This is a genomic window from Lujinxingia vulgaris (assembly GCF_007997005.1).
GTDB lineage: Bacteria > Myxococcota_A > Bradymonadia > Bradymonadales > Bradymonadaceae > Lujinxingia.
Genome location: NZ_VOSL01000013.1, coordinates 39508 through 55004, shown reverse-complemented (window position 1 = coordinate 55004; position 15497 = coordinate 39508). Strand labels below are relative to the sequence as shown.

At 65.7% G+C, this 15497-nt stretch carries 15 protein-coding genes; 7 read left to right on the top strand and 8 right to left on the bottom strand.

The window, feature by feature from the left end; translation table 11 throughout:
• Positions 1-37 precede the first annotated feature (37 nt).
• The 3 genes from FRC96_RS02575 to FRC96_RS02565 are packed head-to-tail and all read left to right on the top strand — an operon-like array spanning position 38 to position 2186.
• Positions 38-583 carry a cyclic nucleotide-binding domain-containing protein gene (locus tag FRC96_RS02575; RefSeq protein ID WP_146972472.1) on the top strand — a complete coding sequence of 182 codons (546 nt, stop codon included), beginning with the start codon at positions 38-40 and terminating at the stop codon, positions 581-583.
• A gap of 22 nt (positions 584-605) precedes the next feature.
• Positions 606-1121 carry a Crp/Fnr family transcriptional regulator gene (locus tag FRC96_RS02570; RefSeq protein WP_146972471.1) on the top strand — a complete coding sequence of 172 codons (516 nt, stop codon included), beginning with the start codon at positions 606-608 and terminating at the stop codon, positions 1119-1121.
• A 54-nt stretch (positions 1122-1175) separates the two neighbouring features.
• Positions 1176-2186, top strand: coding sequence for an NAD(P)H-dependent glycerol-3-phosphate dehydrogenase (locus FRC96_RS02565; protein ID WP_146972470.1), 1011 nt, complete (start codon positions 1176-1178; stop codon positions 2184-2186).
• A gap of 110 nt (positions 2187-2296) precedes the next feature.
• On the opposite strand, the gene FRC96_RS02560 is transcribed toward FRC96_RS02565, so the two are convergent.
• Positions 2297-3937, bottom strand: coding sequence for a peptide chain release factor 3 (locus tag FRC96_RS02560; protein ID WP_146972469.1), 1641 nt, complete (start codon positions 3935-3937; stop codon positions 2297-2299).
• Between the two features lie 120 nt (positions 3938-4057).
• Between FRC96_RS02560 and FRC96_RS02555 the strand changes: the two genes are divergently transcribed.
• On the top strand, positions 4058-5212 hold the full coding sequence (locus FRC96_RS02555) for a hypothetical protein (RefSeq protein WP_146972468.1): 1155 nt from the start codon (positions 4058-4060) through the stop codon (positions 5210-5212).
• 147 nt (positions 5213-5359) lie between these two features.
• Here FRC96_RS02555 and FRC96_RS02550 read toward each other — a convergent pair whose 3' ends face one another.
• The 5 genes from FRC96_RS02550 to FRC96_RS02530 form a co-directional block, all read right to left on the bottom strand.
• Entirely contained in the window at positions 5360-6121 is a 762-nt protein-coding gene (locus tag FRC96_RS02550) for a redoxin domain-containing protein (protein ID WP_230469799.1), read from the bottom strand.
• Between the two features lie 93 nt (positions 6122-6214).
• Positions 6215-8596: a protein-disulfide reductase DsbD family protein gene (locus FRC96_RS02545; protein WP_146972467.1), complete on the bottom strand. Its 2382-nt coding sequence runs from the start codon at positions 8594-8596 to the stop codon at positions 6215-6217.
• 85 nt (positions 8597-8681) lie between these two features.
• Positions 8682-9626, bottom strand: coding sequence for a hypothetical protein (locus FRC96_RS02540; protein ID WP_146972466.1), 945 nt, complete (start codon positions 9624-9626; stop codon positions 8682-8684).
• A 119-nt stretch (positions 9627-9745) separates the two neighbouring features.
• The gene (locus tag FRC96_RS02535) at positions 9746-10225 is read right to left on the bottom strand and encodes a MerC domain-containing protein (protein ID WP_230469798.1); all 480 of its coding nucleotides are present in this window, start codon (positions 10223-10225) and stop codon (positions 9746-9748) included.
• 160 nt (positions 10226-10385) lie between these two features.
• Positions 10386-12359, bottom strand: coding sequence for a two-component system sensor histidine kinase NtrB (locus FRC96_RS02530; RefSeq protein ID WP_230469797.1), 1974 nt, complete (start codon positions 12357-12359; stop codon positions 10386-10388).
• Between the two features lie 159 nt (positions 12360-12518).
• Between FRC96_RS02530 and FRC96_RS02525 the strand changes: the two genes are divergently transcribed.
• Genes FRC96_RS02525 through FRC96_RS02515 form a run of 3 tightly spaced genes read left to right on the top strand, consistent with a single transcriptional unit; the run spans position 12519 to position 13973 of the window.
• Positions 12519-13250, top strand: coding sequence for a CPBP family glutamic-type intramembrane protease (locus FRC96_RS02525; RefSeq protein WP_146972463.1), 732 nt, complete (start codon positions 12519-12521; stop codon positions 13248-13250).
• A 37-nt stretch (positions 13251-13287) separates the two neighbouring features.
• On the top strand, positions 13288-13512 hold the full coding sequence (locus FRC96_RS02520) for a hypothetical protein (RefSeq protein WP_146972462.1): 225 nt from the start codon (positions 13288-13290) through the stop codon (positions 13510-13512).
• Entirely contained in the window at positions 13509-13973 is a 465-nt protein-coding gene (locus FRC96_RS02515) for a hypothetical protein (protein WP_146972461.1), read from the top strand. The genes FRC96_RS02520 and FRC96_RS02515 overlap by 4 nt, the downstream gene beginning before the upstream one ends.
• A gap of 112 nt (positions 13974-14085) precedes the next feature.
• Here the strand turns inward: FRC96_RS02515 and FRC96_RS02510 are convergent, their stop codons facing one another.
• Both FRC96_RS02510 and tsaD read right to left on the bottom strand, forming a co-directional pair.
• Entirely contained in the window at positions 14086-14391 is a 306-nt protein-coding gene (locus tag FRC96_RS02510) for a hypothetical protein (RefSeq protein WP_146972460.1), read from the bottom strand.
• 19 nt (positions 14392-14410) lie between these two features.
• Complete coding sequence (gene tsaD, locus FRC96_RS02505) at positions 14411-15463, bottom strand: tRNA (adenosine(37)-N6)-threonylcarbamoyltransferase complex transferase subunit TsaD (protein WP_146972459.1); 1053 nt, start codon at positions 15461-15463, stop codon at positions 14411-14413.
• Positions 15464-15497 lie beyond the last annotated feature (34 nt).

Genomic DNA, 15497 nt, shown 5'->3' with positions numbered 1-15497 from the left:
CGGCTTTGGCGGGCGCACCCTCTGCGACGAGTGCGTTATGAGCACAACGATCACCACCCGCACCGCCGATCTTCGCGCGGTGTTTGAGTCTCTGGAGCTCTTCCAGACCCTGAGCGCCGCCGAGGTCAGCGAGGTGGTGGGAGCCTGCACCGTCGAGGCTATGGAGGCTCAGACGACCCTCTTTGAGCAGGGCGATGAGTCCGACGCGCTCTACATCGTGCGCAGCGGCACCCTGGAGGTCGCCGCGGTCAGCCCCCTTGGTGAGAAAGTGGTCCTGGCCACCCTTGGCGAGGGTACGGTGGTGGGGGAGATGAGCCTGATTGAGGGCGGTCCCCGCTCGGCCACCGTCAGCGCGGTCGATGAGGTGGAAGTCCTCAAACTCTCCCGCGCCTCCTTCGAGGCGATGCGCCGCGCCGGCAGCAAGGCCGCCTACAAGATCATTCTGGGGCTGGCGCGCACCGTCGGGGAACGACGTCGCCAGACCGATGAGCGCGTTCAGGAGGTCTTCTTAGACCCGGACGACCATATCGACGCCTTTGAGAGCCAACTTCACGATATGCTCGGTCGCCTTCGGAAGGCCTGAGCTTTTGACGCCGGACTCATCTATGCCGACTGACCGTCACCGCCTGGCCCGCGAAGCGCTGCGCACCCGACCCTTTTTCGATGCGCTGAGCGACGAGGAGTTCGATCGCCTGATCGACGCCTGCGACGTGCGCACGCTCGCCCCGCGCGAGGTGCTCTGGGCGGTGGGCCGCCAGGGGCAGTCCTGCTACGTGCTCATCTCCGGGCGTCTGGAGCAATCGCTGACCCGCCAGCCGGTCGGGCGCAAGGTCACGCAGATCGACCGGCCCGGCACCTTCATGGCGCTCTCCTACCTGGTCAAACCCTGGCGGCACCACAGCTCGGCTGTAGCCCTGGAGCGCAGCGTGGTGCTCAAGCTGGACCGCGAGCGCTTTGAGGCGATGTTTGAGGCCGGCGACGCCGTGGCGTTTCGTCTGGTCGACGAGCTGGCCGAGGCGCTGGTGCAGGAGATGCGCGACGCCAACGAGCGCCTGCACGAGGTCTTTGGCAACCCGGCCGAGACGCTGCGCCTCTTGCGCAGGCGCACGAGAAATGCCTGAAACGCTTTTAAATTCATCCACTTAATTGGCTTCGGTGGTGAGCTGGAGGTACGCATGAAGATCGGTGTGATCGGAGGTGGTTCCTGGGGAACAGCGCTCGCAAGGCTTCTGGCCGACCAGGGCCATCAGGTGATGATGTGGGTCCATGAGCCCACCCTGGTCGAGACGATCAACAGCACGCGCCAGAACGCGGTCTACCTCGAAGGCATCGACCTGCCCGAGAACCTGCGCGCGACCAACGACATGGAGGAGGCGGTCCGCGACAAAGCGATGATCGTCTCGGTGCCCCCCAGCCACGTGTTGCGCGAGGTGATGACCCAGGCCGCGCCCTTTTTGCCCGATGGCGTCCCCATCGTCAGCGCGACCAAGGGCATCGAGAACGACTCCCTGATGCTCGTCAGCGAGATCCTCGAAGATGTGCTCGCCCCGCGTTTTCACCCCTTCTTATGCTACCTCTCCGGGCCGAGCTTTGCCCGGGAGGTCGCCACCTGCAAACCCACCGCGGTGACCATCGCCAGCTACAACCATCGCCTGGCGGTGAAGGTGCAGCAGGTCTTCAGCAACGGCTATTTTCGCGCCTACACCTCCAACGACGTGGTGGGCGTGGAGATCGGCGGGGCGCTCAAAAACGTCATCGCGATTGCCTCCGGCGCGGTCAGCGGCATGGAGCTGGGCTTAAACGCCTCGGCGGGCATGATCACCCGCGGGCTCAACGAGATCACGCGCCTGGGCGTGCGCATGGGCGCCAACCCGCTCACGCTCACCGGTCTGGCGGGCATGGGCGACCTGGTGCTCACCTGCACCGGCGGCTTGAGCCGTAACCGCACTGTGGGCTTTAAGCTCGGTCAGGGCATGACCATCGACGCGATTTTGAGCGAGATGAACATGGTGGCCGAGGGCATCAAGACGTCGCGCAGCGTGCATAACCTGGCCGCCAAAATCGGCGTGGAGATGCCCATCAGCGAGCAGGTCTACCAGGTGATTTACGAGGGCAAAGACACCCGCCAGGCCGTCACCGATCTGATGTCGCGTCCGCTCAAGGCGGAGCTCGGTGGTTGGATGTGATGATGGGCTAAGGTGTTGATAATAAAAGAAAAACGGACGCCGCGAGGCGTCCGTTTTTTTTGTGGCGCGGAGTCTCACTGGCCTCGCGAAGGAGGCCGTGATGTCGCGTCTTAGACCGTCGCCCCGTGCAGCTCTTCCAGCCCCGGGGTGCCGGGGGGGTTGGGCAGAAAACGCAGCTTCGGGTTCTGCTGGCTGCAGTAGTTGAGCGCCCAGTCGTTGCGGAAGAGCACAATCGGCAGATCGTCGCGGTCGCGCAGCACCTTGGTGTAGTCCTGGCGGTTAAAGGCGTCTTCGTCAAAGGGCTCACCATCGACCCAGCGGGCGTGCTTGAAGTTGAGTTGGCGCAGGTTGACCTTGACCTTGTACTCGTTCTCCAGGCGGTGCTGGAGCACCTCGAACTGCAGGATACCGACGGCGCCCACCACCGCGTCGAGATCGCCCAGGTGGGGCTGGCGGAAGACCTGGATGGTGCCCTCCTCCGAGAGCTGGTCGAGGCCCTTGGTGAGCTGCTTGCGCTTGAGCGCCTCTTTGATCTCGACCACGGCGAAATGTTCGGGGCTGAAGCGGGGAATCTCGGTCTCTTCGACGGCGTCGCCGGTGAAGAGGGTGTCGCCGATGCGGAAATGCCCCGGGTCATACAGACCGATGATGTCGCCAGCGAAGGCGCGCTGGGCGACCTCGCGGTCCGACGCCATAAAGGTCTGGGGGTAGGCCAGCTTGAGCTGGCGGTTGTCGCGCTTGATGGTCGCCTGCATGTCTTTTTCGAACACGCCGGAGGTGATGCGCATAAAGGCCAGGCGGTCGCGGTGGGCCGGGTTCATGTTGGCCTGAATCTTAAAGACAAAGCCCGAGAAGTCGGGGCGCGTCGGGTTGACCGCGGCGCGGTCTCTGGCCTCGGCCGGCGAGGGCGCCATCTCGACGAAGGCTTTGAGGAAGGGGCCGACGCCGAAGTTGGTCATCGCCGAGCCAAAGAACATCGGGGTGAGCTCGCCGGCGCGCACCCGCTCCAGATCGAAGGGGTCGCCGGCGATGTCCAGAAGTTCAATGTCGTCGAGGAGCTTGAGGTAGCGGTCGGTGCCCAGGAGTTTTTCGGCCTGCGGGTCGTCGAGATCGACGGTGACCTCCTCGACGATCGACTCCCCGTGGGATCCCTGGGAGTCGAAGACGATGATCTTTTCATTGAGCCGGTCGTAAACGCCCTTAAACTCCTTACCATCACCAATCGGCCAGTTGATGGGGCAGGAGCGGATGCCGAGGATCTCTTCGATCTCCTCCATCAGCTCCAGCGGCGGGCGGCCGTAGCGGTCCATCTTGTTTACAAAGGTGAAGATGGGCAGTTTGCGCATCGCGCAGACCTTGAAGAGCTTGATGGTCTGCGGCTCGACGCCTTTGGCGACGTCCATGAGCATCACGGCGCTGTCTGCCGCAGCGAGCGTGCGGTAGGTGTCCTCCGAGAAGTCGGCGTGGCCGGGGGTATCGAGCAGGTTGATGGCGTAGTCGCCATAGGGGAACTGCAAGACCGAGGAGGTGATGGAGATGCCACGTTGCTGCTCCATCTCCATCCAGTCGCTGACCGCGTGTTTGGCGGCGCGTCGGCTCTTGACGCTGCCGGCCAGGTGGATGGCACCGCCGTAAAGCAGGAGCTTCTCGGTCATGGTGGTCTTACCGGCGTCGGGGTGCGAGATGATCGCGAAGGTGCGCCGGCGTTGGACCTCCTCGGCGATTTTCTTGGGGGAGAGGTCGGTGCTCATAGGTGGATCGCTTTTCTGGAAGAGATGTCGAGGTGGGACCAAAATTTGAGGGCCCCGGGCGGGCGCAGAATAGTGCGGGGGGGCAAGGCTTACAAGCGCGGCAGCGCGCAGGGGGAATCCGTGAGACAGCGAGCGCAGCAGGGCGATGGGCTGGAGGCGTGGATCGTACTTCTCGTGGGGGTGTGTCTGGGGCTGTGGGCGGTGAGCTTGAGCGGGTGTCAGGCCAGCAGTGAGCCTCAACAGCCCGATGGTGGTCAGGGCGTGCCGCCGGAGGTGATCGGGGAGTTCTGCGAGCTCTTTGACGCGATGGGGCCCTATGAGGTGGGCATGCGCACGTTGCGCATCGATGAGGACCACCTGATGGAGGTTTATTATCCGGCGATCGACGACAGCCCGATGCAGCGGGTCGCCGTCGATGTGCGCGAGCAGATGCCCGACGCCCTGCGGACGGGGTTGCTCGACCCCGGGTGGCGCTGGATGCTGGAGGCGCGCCACGATGCGTATAACCACCGCGACGGCGGGTTCGGGGTCGTGCTCTTTGCGCACGGGCCGGGGGGCTTTGCCGGGCAGTCGGCCGATGTGTTGGTGCAGATGGCCAGCCACGGGCTGGTGGTCGCCGCGCCGCAGATCAGCGAGTGGGGGCTACGCCACGTGCTGGCCACTGGCGAGCCTGGCGAGGATCGGGCGCGGGAGGTGTTGCGCGCCGCGCGTGTGACCCTGGAGGAGGACGCCGGGCTGGGACGGGTGATCGCAGATGATCAGGTGGTGGTCGTGGGGCATTCAGCCGGGGCGCGAGCCGCTGCGGCGATGCTTGACGACGAGGGGGTGCGCGGCGCGGTGTTCTGGAATGCGTCAGCGGCGGTGGCCCGGGAGCAGGCGCGCGTGATGTGGATCGCTGGCGACGCCGATGTGCTGGCCACGCCGGAGCGGGTGCGGGAGCGGCGCGAGGCCAGCGCCAGCCAGGGCGCGCTTGTGGAGGTCGAGGGGATGGGGCATCTGAGCAGCACCCGGGTCTGCGAGCTGCTGGGCGGCCCACACGCCATGGTCGCGCGCCTGGTGGATGAGGGCGTGGAGGTGCCCCCGATTGTGGGGCTCACCCTGGTGCGCTCCTGCGAGGAGGCGACGTTGGAGGCGACCCGCGCCCGGGAGGTGATCGCCCACTACACCACCGCGCACGCCCTGAGCGCGCTGGGGCGGGAGGTGCCCGATGAGGCGCTGGGGCCTGATTCCGCAGCGTGTTTTGCGGATGTGCGCCTGAGTGTGGAGGGGCAGTAGGGCGAAGATCGTGTGCGCGCCGCCGGAAGGGGAAAGGCCGATGAGGCGCATAAAACCTGACGATGCGGCCAGTTTGTAAAAAGCCCCCCGGCGAGCAACGCTCGCCGGGGGCCCATCACGTGGTGATCTTCGGCGGTTGCCGGAGGCTTAGCTGCCGTCGGCGTACTTCACCGTGCAGCCGTAGGGCTGGGCTTCGGTGGTGGCGATGTCTTCGCCGGCGGCCATCGCGGTGAGCGCGGCGTCGACGTAGTTGGTGGGCTCTTCCTTCTGGCCGCGAGGATCGTCGTCGATGCCGCCCATGTAGCGCAGGATACCGGCCGAATCGATCACGAACATATGCGGGGTGGTCTTGGCCTGGTAGAGGCGGCCGACCTCCCCGGAGGGATCCTGAAGGATGGGGTAGCTAAACTCGCGCTTCTCGTCGGTCTTCGCTTTCCAGGCCTGCGAGTCTTCGGGGGTGTTGTTGTGCGTCGAGTCGATGGCCAGCCAGACGATCTCATTGGCCTCGCCATGCTCTTTGAGCAGGGTGTCAAAGGTGCCCGCGTCGTAGTGTCGGTTGACGTAGGGGCAGGGGATGTTGAACCACTCCAGCACCACGGTTTTGCCTTTGTACTGGCTCAGGGTGTGGGAGTTTCCGGCCTCATCGACGAGCGTGAAGTCGGGGGCGGGCTCACCGACGATGGGTTTTTCGGGGGCGGCGCCTTCCTGCTCGCCCTGTGCGGCGGCGGCCTGACGGGCGGCCTCATCGGTGCCGACGGCGGTGCCTTCGGCGGTCTGCGCGGCCTCGCTCTCGGGGGCGGTGGCCTCGGCGGGGCTTTCGCCAGGCTCGGCTTCGGGGTTCTCGCAGGCGCTCAGCGCGCCGACGCCCAGGGTAAGCGTAACGATCATCATCCATTTGAAGCGGTGCATGGTCTCTCCTCAACAAGGTTCAACGTGGGGGCCTCAGCGCATCATAAGGCCGAAGTCGGGGTGGGCTGCAAAGGTGTGGCGAGCGCCGGAGCGTCAGGGCGCGGCGAAGGCGTCGATCACCATCTGACGGGTGAGAAGTTCAGGCAGGACGCGGGGATCCTCGGGTGAGTCGGGGTGGTAGAGAAGGTACATCGGCACCCCGGCCTTGCCAAACTCAGCGAGTTTGGCGCGGATGCGATCATCGCGCCGGGTCCAGTCGGCGATGACCATGGCGACGTTGTGTTCTTCAACGGCGGCGATGACCTCCGGGGTCTCCAGGACGTTTCGTTTGTTGACCTGGCAGGTGATGCACCAGGTGGCTGTAAAGTCGATAAACACCGGTCGTCCGGCGGCCAGCTCGGCCTGGACGGCCTCTTCGCTCCAGGGGATCCAGGCGATGCCCTCGGCGTTGGTGGAGGAGGCCTGTGAGGCGGTCGATTCGGGGGGAGGCGCGTCGGCGGTGAGGGTGAGGGTCTGCCAGGCGCTCAGCGCGATGATCGCCAGGGCAGCCAGGCCGCCGAGGAGGCGTTTTGTGGTGCTGCCAAACTGCACCTGACCCCAGATCCAGGCCGCGAGCGCGCAGCTGAGCAGGAAGATGAGCTGGGCGGTCTGGGCCATCGCCCCGCTCATTTGCCCGATGAGCCAGAGCAGCCAGATGACGGTGCCGAGCAGCGCGAAGCCCAGAAACTGCTTAAAGACCAGCATCCAGGGGCCGGGGCGCGGCAGGAATCGGGCGGTGTTGGGGATGAGCGTGAGCGCGACGAAGGGGGCGGCCAGGCCCAGGCCCAGGGTCATGAAGATCAGCGCGATCACAAAGGGGCTGCTCGCCAGGGCAAAGCCCACGGCGGTGCCCAGAAAAGGCGCCGAGCAGGGCGTGGCCAGCACGACGGCGAGCACGCCCTCGCCGAAGCTGCGGCGCGCCCCGCCCGGGGCGTCGGCCAGGTTCTGGAGGCGGCCCGGGTTGAGCGTGACCTCGAAGACGCCGAAGAGGTTGAGGGCGAAGATCACCAGCACGGCGCCGACCACGGCGATGAAGCGCGGTTCTTGAAACTGGAAGCCCCACCCCACCTGAGTGCCGATCTGCTGCAGGGCGATCACCACGCCGGCCAGAGCCATCATGGAGGTGACGATGCCGGCGGTGTAGGCCGCGCCGTGCACATAGACGCTCTGGCGCTCTTCGTTGGCGAGTTTGACGAAGGAGAAGACCTTGATGGCGAGCACCGGGAAGACGCAGGGCATCAGGTTGAGGAGCGCGCCGCCGGCAAAAGCCAGGAGTAAGATCGCGAAGATTGAGGGGGCGTTGTCGGTGGGTGATGCGGGGGAGGTGGGGCCTGGGTTGAGGTCGGTCGGAGCGCCGGCGCCGAGCAGCATTGCCTGCGCTTCAGCGCTCTCGGTGCGGGGGAAGAGGAAGTCGACGAAGGTGGGCAGGGGTTGGCCGGCGGCGTCGATGAGCTTGAGCACGCCGCTTAAGCGCTGGTCGCCCGAGGGTGTGTCGGAGCTTGTGCGCCCTTGAAGCTCGATGAACCAGCCGGAGTGTGCGGTGGGGTGCGGGCTGACGCGGGCGACCTCCAGGCGGCTCTGGGGCAGGGTGTCGAAGACAAAGGCGTCGGCGGGGCGCTCGGGCGGGGGTCCGAGGTTGAGACAGTCGGGGGCGTCGGGCGTCTCGCAGCCGATGATCGCGAGCTCGGCGCGGAAGTCTTCGCCGGGGGCGATGGGGGCTTTGGAGTATCGGAGTGAGGCGTTGAGTTTACGCCGGGAGGTGGGTTGAGGGGTGGCGCTGCGGGCCTCCTCAAAGAGGGCGACGACGGTGGCGTCGGCCGGCTCGGGCGCCTCGCCAGGGGTGATCGTGCGGGTGAGCTCAGCGCGGCCGGGGATGCAGTCGACTTTGCAGACGAGGTAGTCGACGTTGGCCTTGAGCTCGACCTCATCGCCGGGCTGAAGATCGTCGGGGAGCGCGACCTCCCAGTACACGAGCACATCGTCGCCATAACCAAAAGTTATGATCTCGCCGCCGGCCTCATGGTAGACGGTGGGGGCGGGCCAGCGGAGCTCGGAGATCTGGCCTGCGGAGGCGGTGAGGCTGGCCTCGGTGCTCATGCCCCCCTGGCCGGAGTTGCGCCAGTAGATATGCCATTTGGGGTCCATCTTAAACTGGACCCCGGCGGTGATGGTCTGGCCGGGGGAGGCGGTCGTGTGGTCGAGAATCAGGCGTTTCTCGACGCGCGGATCGCCCTCATCAAAGGCGTCTTCGGCGTAGGCGCCTTCGGGGACGTCGAGCTCCTGCGCGCTGATCTGTAGCGGCGCGGCCACAATGGTGAGCGCTGCCAGCGCTGCCAGAATCGCCAGCAGGGGCGATAGCCTCGTTGAGGCTGATGAGGAGAGGGAAGTGACCGCCCGGGAGGGGCGGCGCTCATGAACACGTAGAAGACGACCCATAACTCGTTACCGCACGCGGGAAATAGAGACACCGGCGGGTGAACATAGCCCGCTTTGGGCCTCATTCCAGTTCGGTGCGCGCGATTTATCGGATGCGCAGCTCGTCGGTGCGATCCGGATCGGCGTCGGCGGCGCTGAGCAGGCCGATCTTTACCAGCACCTGGTCGACTTGCTGCGGGCGCATGTACGCCATGATGCCGAAGGTCAGGGCGCAGACCATGGCGAGCAGGTGCATCTCGGCGGTGCCCTCGGAGACGGTCCAGCCCTGGAGTCGGGCGTTGAAGGCGCCGAGCACAAAGCCGATGAGGCCGCCGGCCATCGTAGCGCAGATCGAGTAGATCACGCGTTGTTTGGCGTCGGCAGACATCTCGCTCATGCCGAACGAGGGGAGCTCGAAGGTGCGTCCGCCGATCTGGATGCGGCGCGCGCGTGCGGGCTTCTTGCCTCCTGCGGCCTGCTGCTGCGCCCGGGCGGCTTTAAAGGCTTCGGTCGGGATGAAGCCGGTGTTGGTCAGGTGCTCGGCGTCGTGCGCGCTCTGGGAGGCGTAGCCCTGCTGGAGATGGGCGGCGTTATGTCGGCCTGTGAAGCCCTGCTGGAGATGGGCGGCGTTATGTTGGCCGGTCGCCGAGCCCTGCTGGAGATGGGCGGCGTTATGCTGACCCGTGAAGCCCTGCTGCGGATGAGCATGCTGTTGCCCGGAGCGATGCTGCTGGAGATGGGCGGCGTTATGCTGGCCGGTGGCCGGCCCCTGCGGCTGATGGGCGGGTCGCTGGTGCGGGGAACGGTGCTGGCCTGTGAGGCTCTGCGCGGGAACGGAGGCGCCGGGAGGAAAAGTCTCCTCGGGGTCGTGTTGCGCGAGGTTGGGCCTATGACCGGGAGGCGGGGTGGGGTCCTCGGCGTGGATCATGACCGTGGAGACGCGGTCGTGGTTGGCCTGCGTGGGCAGGTCACCGGCGACGTTGAGGCGCGGTTTTTGAGCGCCAGGTCGGGCGGGCGCGGGGGGGCGATGCGAGCCGTCGTCCGAAGACATAGAAGGTGCTCCAGTGCAGGGAAGGGGCCAGCTGTAGGCACAGCTCCTACCTTAGCGCGCCAAAGCCGCGCTCACAAATCGAGCGAGCGCGTCGATGCTGAAGATGAGGTGGGGGGGATTCAGTCGTCGCAGCACGCGCCTTCGGCGCGCATCAGGCGTTGGTTGGCCACATGCGTGCCCACCAGGATGCCCGAGCCGAGCATGGTGAGGCCGGCTTCGGCCAGCTCAGCGTGAAAGAACCCGTGCATGAACTCATGCAAAAAGGTGTGCATAAAGCCGGTGGCGATCAAGATCGAGACGCCGGCCACAGCGCCGGCCACGATGCGAAGATCGCGGTGGACTTTAAAGCCCGGCCAGAACGCCAGGAGCGCCACGCCCAGGAGCAACACCACGAGCACCTGGTGTACCAGGGCGTCGGCCAGAAAGCCCAGGGCGGCCAGAGAGCTGACCAGCGCCGGGGTCAGCGCGCAGTGAATGATGCAGGCTACCGAGCCGATGATCCCCAGGCGATCCCAGATGGCCGTCGGCGTCTCATGGTGCGCGTGCACCGAGGCGGAGGCGTCGACATCGAGTTGTGCACTTGCGGGGCCAGGCTTCACGAGGGTGCTCCAGACAGGGTGTGTCGGCCGGTGAGGGGCGGCCGACGACAGAGATGCGGGTTAGCGCAACTGATATGCATTTGTCAAACCAGCGACGTCTCTCAAACAGGGCGCGAAGAGGATCATTCCCGCGGATTTGGATTGTTGCGATCCGGCCTCGTCAGGTCGCGGCGGCGGCGCGTGGCAGGGAGACCCGGAAGGTGGCGCCTTCATCGGGCTTCGATTCGACGGTGAGGCTGCCCTCAAAGGACTCCACGATCTGGCGGCAGAGTGAGAGCCCCAGCCCGCTGCCCTCACCGGCGGGTTTGGTGGTGAAGAAGGGCTCGAAGATCGCCTCCTGAATCTCGGTGGGGATGCCCGGGCCGTTGTCGCTGATCTCGATGATGACCTGGTCGTCGACCTCCAGGAGATGCACATCGATGCGGTTTTCGTGGCGCGGGCGCGCGCTCAGCGCGTGGGCAGCGTTGGTGAGCAGGTTGATCAAGACCTGGGTCAGCCGCGGCTCGTCGGCGAGCACGGGGGAGGTTTTGGCCAGGGTCTGGTGGAGCGAGGCGCTGCGCTGGATGAGCTGGCGGGTCATGCGCAGGGCGACCTCCAGCGCGTCGGCCACGGCGACTTTGTGACGGGGCTGTTGCTGAAAGCCCGAGAGGAGGCGCAGATCGTCGACGATGCGGCGGATGCGCTCAGCGCCCTGGCGCGCGGCTGCAAGGCTATGGTCGCGCTCCTCCTCGTCTTCGGCTTCTTCGATCAGGTCGAGGTTGGCGATGAGGTAGGTCAGCGGGTTGTTGATCTCGTGGCCCACGCCGGCGGCCATGGTGCCAACGGTGATCATGCGGTCCATCTGGGTCATGCGCAGCTGCATCTGCTTTTGCGCGGAGAGGTCGCGGGCGAAGAGCGTGAAGATCGGGGCTTCTTGCTGACCGCTGGCCGCGAGCGAGAGCTCAACGTGAACCTCTTTGCCCTCTTGATGCAAAAGCACGATGTCGAAGGGACCGCCCAGCGCGTAGCTGTGGATGTTGCGGGAGGTGCGGTCGGTGACCAGACGCTCGAGCTGGTCGGTGAAGTAGGGGCGGTGGGCCCGGGGGACGAGCAGGGTGGTGACGTTGCGCCCGATGATGTCGTCTTCGCGCCAGCCAAAGAGCAGAGTGGCCGCCGGGTTCCACAGCTCAATGACGCCGTCGGTGTTAAAGGCGATGATGGCTTCGGCGGCACCTTCAAACATCGTGCGGATGCGTACTTCGCGCTCGCTGATGGTGTGCAGGAGATGTTGCTCCTGGCTGGTGGAGCGGACGTAGTCGAAGATCAGCCCTCCGAAGATCACCGCCGAGGAGAGCGCGCTTAAGCCGTAGGCGGCGTTGAAGGCGGCGTCGAAGATTCGGGTGGAGCCAAAGATCAGGTAGAGCTGTGCAGCGAGCAAAGGGAGGATGCTCAGCCAGAGGGCCAACGAGAAGTGGCTGCGGTAGCGGCGATGGATGCGGGGGAAGATCCCAAAGGCGCTGATGGCAAAGATGACAAGGGCGGGAAGATCCCAGGGGCGGACGATGATGGCTTCGGGCCGGGTGGTCTGGGGAAGCTCAAGGTAGGAGGCCAGCCCGAGCAGGGTGAGCGCCAGGGTGCCAAAGAGCGCGAAGACGCCGAGCATAAAGCCCGGGCGCAAAAGCGCGAGCTGGCGTCGGGGCCATAGGAGCAGCACGCCGGCGCCGAAGATGAGCAGGGCGTTGAGGTGGCGGGTGATCGTCCAGGTAAAGGGGATGTAGTTCTCGATGTCGCGCGCGGTGTAGATCGCGCCGTCGACGGTGAGCGCCTGAATGATGGCCACAAAGCCCGACCAGAAGAGGGTGATGCTGATGACCGAGGTCAGCGCGGATCGGCGCACCATAAAACGGGCCAGGCTTAAGGAGGCCGAGCTGATGGCGAGGATGCCGCCGAGGATCAGGAGGGTGCTGTGGGTGAAGGCTCCGCGCAGCGCACCGACGGAGGTGGCCGCAGAGGGCAGGGGCAGGCTTACATTGAACCCCAGCGCGATGACCACCGCCGGCAGCACGCAGATCAGGGCGATCAGGCCGAAGATTGCGGCGGGCCGCCCCGGAGATGTGGTGCGCTGCGCGATGGGTGGGTAGGGTTGAACCGTCACATCGAGCTCCCCTTCGAGGGCGAAACACGAGGCGCGCTGACGAGCAGGGGCAGGCGCGTTACGATGACGCCCGATGGATGCGACACCTCCCTGCATCGAAGTTAGGCACCCGGCCCCGATGGCCTACGCCGGCCGGGGCGCATCGCCTTGAGAGAAGTGATGAAGTTAAGCACCTACCATCAGCAGAGCCGCGACACCTGGCATAGCCTTGTGCTGGTGATGCCCCTTTTTGTGCTCTACCAGATCGGGGTGATGTGGACCGGCGGGGTGCGAAACGGCGTCGACTTCATCACCGATATGCTCTGGTGGGCGGTGGGCGGGGAGCTGACGTATTACCTGGGCGTGCATGTGGGGGTGTTGCTGCTGATGGTGGTCGCGGCGGTGATGCTGCGCAACAAAGAGCGGCTCCGGCTGCGGGTGTGGCCGGCGGTGGTGGCGGAGAGCGCGGTGTATGCGTTTTTCTTCGGCGCGGCGATCGTGGCGATCATGGACGCGCTGGGCCTGAGCGCGCTCTTGAGTGTGGGGCTGAGTGTGGGGCAAGAAGCCTCGGTGCTCGACAACCTGGTGCTCAGCGCGGGGGCGGGGCTCTATGAGGAGCTCGTGTTTCGGCTCGGGTTGATGGGCACGATGCTTATGGTGGGCCACAGGGTGCTGGGGTGGCCCAGGTGGTGGGCGGCGTTGTGGGCGGTGGTGCTCTCCAGCCTGATCTTCAGCGCGGTGCATCATATGGGGCCGCTTGGCGAGTCCTTTGCGCTGGGGGTGTTTCTTTTTCGGGCGATCGCCGGGGTGTTGCTGGCGTTGATCTTCTATTTGCGCGGCTTTGCAGTCGCGGTGTACACCCATGCACTCTATGACGTGCTGGTGCTGGTGATCCTCGCATCAGGCGGGTGAGAGCCCGGCCCAGCTGCGATGCCCGGAGACCTTTGTTATGATGCTCAACGCCGCAGAGCTGCTGGTGGTCGTCGCGATCATCTTTGTGATCGTGGGCCTGCAGAAGTTGCCGCAGATCAGCGCGGCGGCCGCGCGCCTTCGTTTGAGCTTTCAGAAGGGGCTGGCCGAGGATGTGATCGAAGTGAGCTCGCCCTCCGGTGAGCTCGACCCCGAAAAAACCTCCGGCGAGTCGACGGAGCCGACGCAGACGAGAGAGTCATGATGATAGTGGCCGAGGTGGTATCGAGCTTTACGTGGACGCCGCTGACCTTTTACGCGGCAGCGGCGCTGGCCCAGCTCATCGTGATCTTGCTGAGCTTTCGCTTCACCCAGCTCAACCCGGATTACAACACCTTCGCCGGGGCGCTGGTGGTGGTGGTGCCGGTCAATGTGCTGGCGTATTTCACGCGCGATTTCGGGGTGGCCGGGGTGCTCATTGTGGGCGCGTCGCTCTTCGGGCTGCTGGTGGGCATCGCCCGCGGCGATGTCTTCCGCACCGGGGTGGCCTGGATGCTGTGTCTGGCGACCTACTGGGGGATGGCCAGCTATGTGGTGCCGAAGGCCGACGGGCTGAGCGTGGAGCAGGTTGGCGGGATGCCGGAAGTGCTTGTGAAGGGCGGGCTTGAGGCCGAGCCCTTCACCGAGAGCGATGTCGACAACCTCTCCAAAGGCAAGGGCGACTGAGCTTGCGCCCGGGGAAGGGGGCGGCGTTGCCGCGATGACGTGATTCGATCCGAGGGCGCGCCGAAACCGGCGCGCCCTCGGGTGGTTTCAGGCCAGGCTCAAAACACAGATCTCAGCGCTGATGCTGGGCGATGGTGGCGTCGACGTCTTTTTTGAGGGTGTCGAAGTCGACGTTCTCATCGAAGATCACGATCAAAAAATGATTCAGGCCGTGGCGGGTGATGTAGACGCACTCGCGGGCGTCGGCGCTGACCTTGCTCAGATCGGTGAGGACGGTGGCCTCATGGGCACCGGCGATCAGCGAGCGGGCCTGTCCGCGGGTGGCCAGGGGGTTGCCTTTTTCGTCGATGAGCACAAGCGCTTTGACGCGGTCGTGGCGGAGCAGGGCGTCGAGGATCTGGGGAGCAGGGGTGGTCACGGAAGACTCCAGTGTGGCGTTAGCGGTGGGTGCGGGCCGGGGTGCGCTCGGAGTGGCCAAGGGGCATGCTGGACTGGGCGCGGATGGTGTGGCCGACGAAATGGGTCGTGCCCTCAAGCTGCAGGTAATGCTCGGCGATGGGGCCGAGCATCGCTGCGTTGTCGGTGCAGAGGGAGGGCGGCGCGACAAAGAGCTCCAGATCGTGAGCCTGGCAGGCGTCGCGGGCGCGCTGGCGAAGCCGGCTGTTGCAGGCCACCCCGCCGGAGAGCACCAGGCGCTTGAGTGTGTGCGTCTCACAGGCGTTGAGCGCCTTAAAGAGGAGCACGTCGACGACGGCCTCCTGGAAGGAGGCGCAGAGGTCGTTGAGCGCCTGCCCCTCGGGGATGCCGTGGGCGTCGATGTGTTGCGCCACGGCGGTCTTGAGGCCCGAAAACGAGAAGTCGAAGTTTTTGCGCGTCCACATCGGGCGTGGAAAGTCGATGGCGTCGGGGCGGCCATCTTGTGCGAGGCGGTCGATGGCCACGCCGCCCGGATAAGGCTGGCCGAGCATGCGCGCGACCTTATCAAAGGCCTCCCCGGCGGCGTCATCGCGGGTGCGGCCCAGGAGCTCGTAGTTGCCCAGGCCGCGCACGATGTAGAGGTCGGTGTGGCCGCCGCTGACGATCAGCCCCAGGTAGGGGAAGGTCGGGTTTTGAACCGTGTCGCCTTCGAGCAGCACCGCGGTGAGGTGACCTTCGAGGTGGTTGAGGCCCACCACCGGTTTGTTGAGCGCGAAGGCCAGGGCGCGGGCGGTCTCAATGCCCACCAGCAGGCTTCCGACCAGGCCCGGGCCGCAGGTCACGCCAAAGCCATCGACCTCGTTCAGGGTGAGCCCGGCGTCGTCCAGAGCCTCGTTGAGGACCTGGTGGATGTCGCGGATGTGGTTGCGGCTGGCCAGCTCCGGGACCACCCCGCCGTAGCGGCGGTGGATGGGGATCTGGCTGGCGACGGCGTTGGCCAGGATCTGGCGGCCGTCTTTAATGAGCGCGACGGAGGTCTCGTCGCAGCTCGACTCAATCGTCATGACCAGCATGGTGAAAACCTGTGATGCGTGTGGTGCGAGAGGG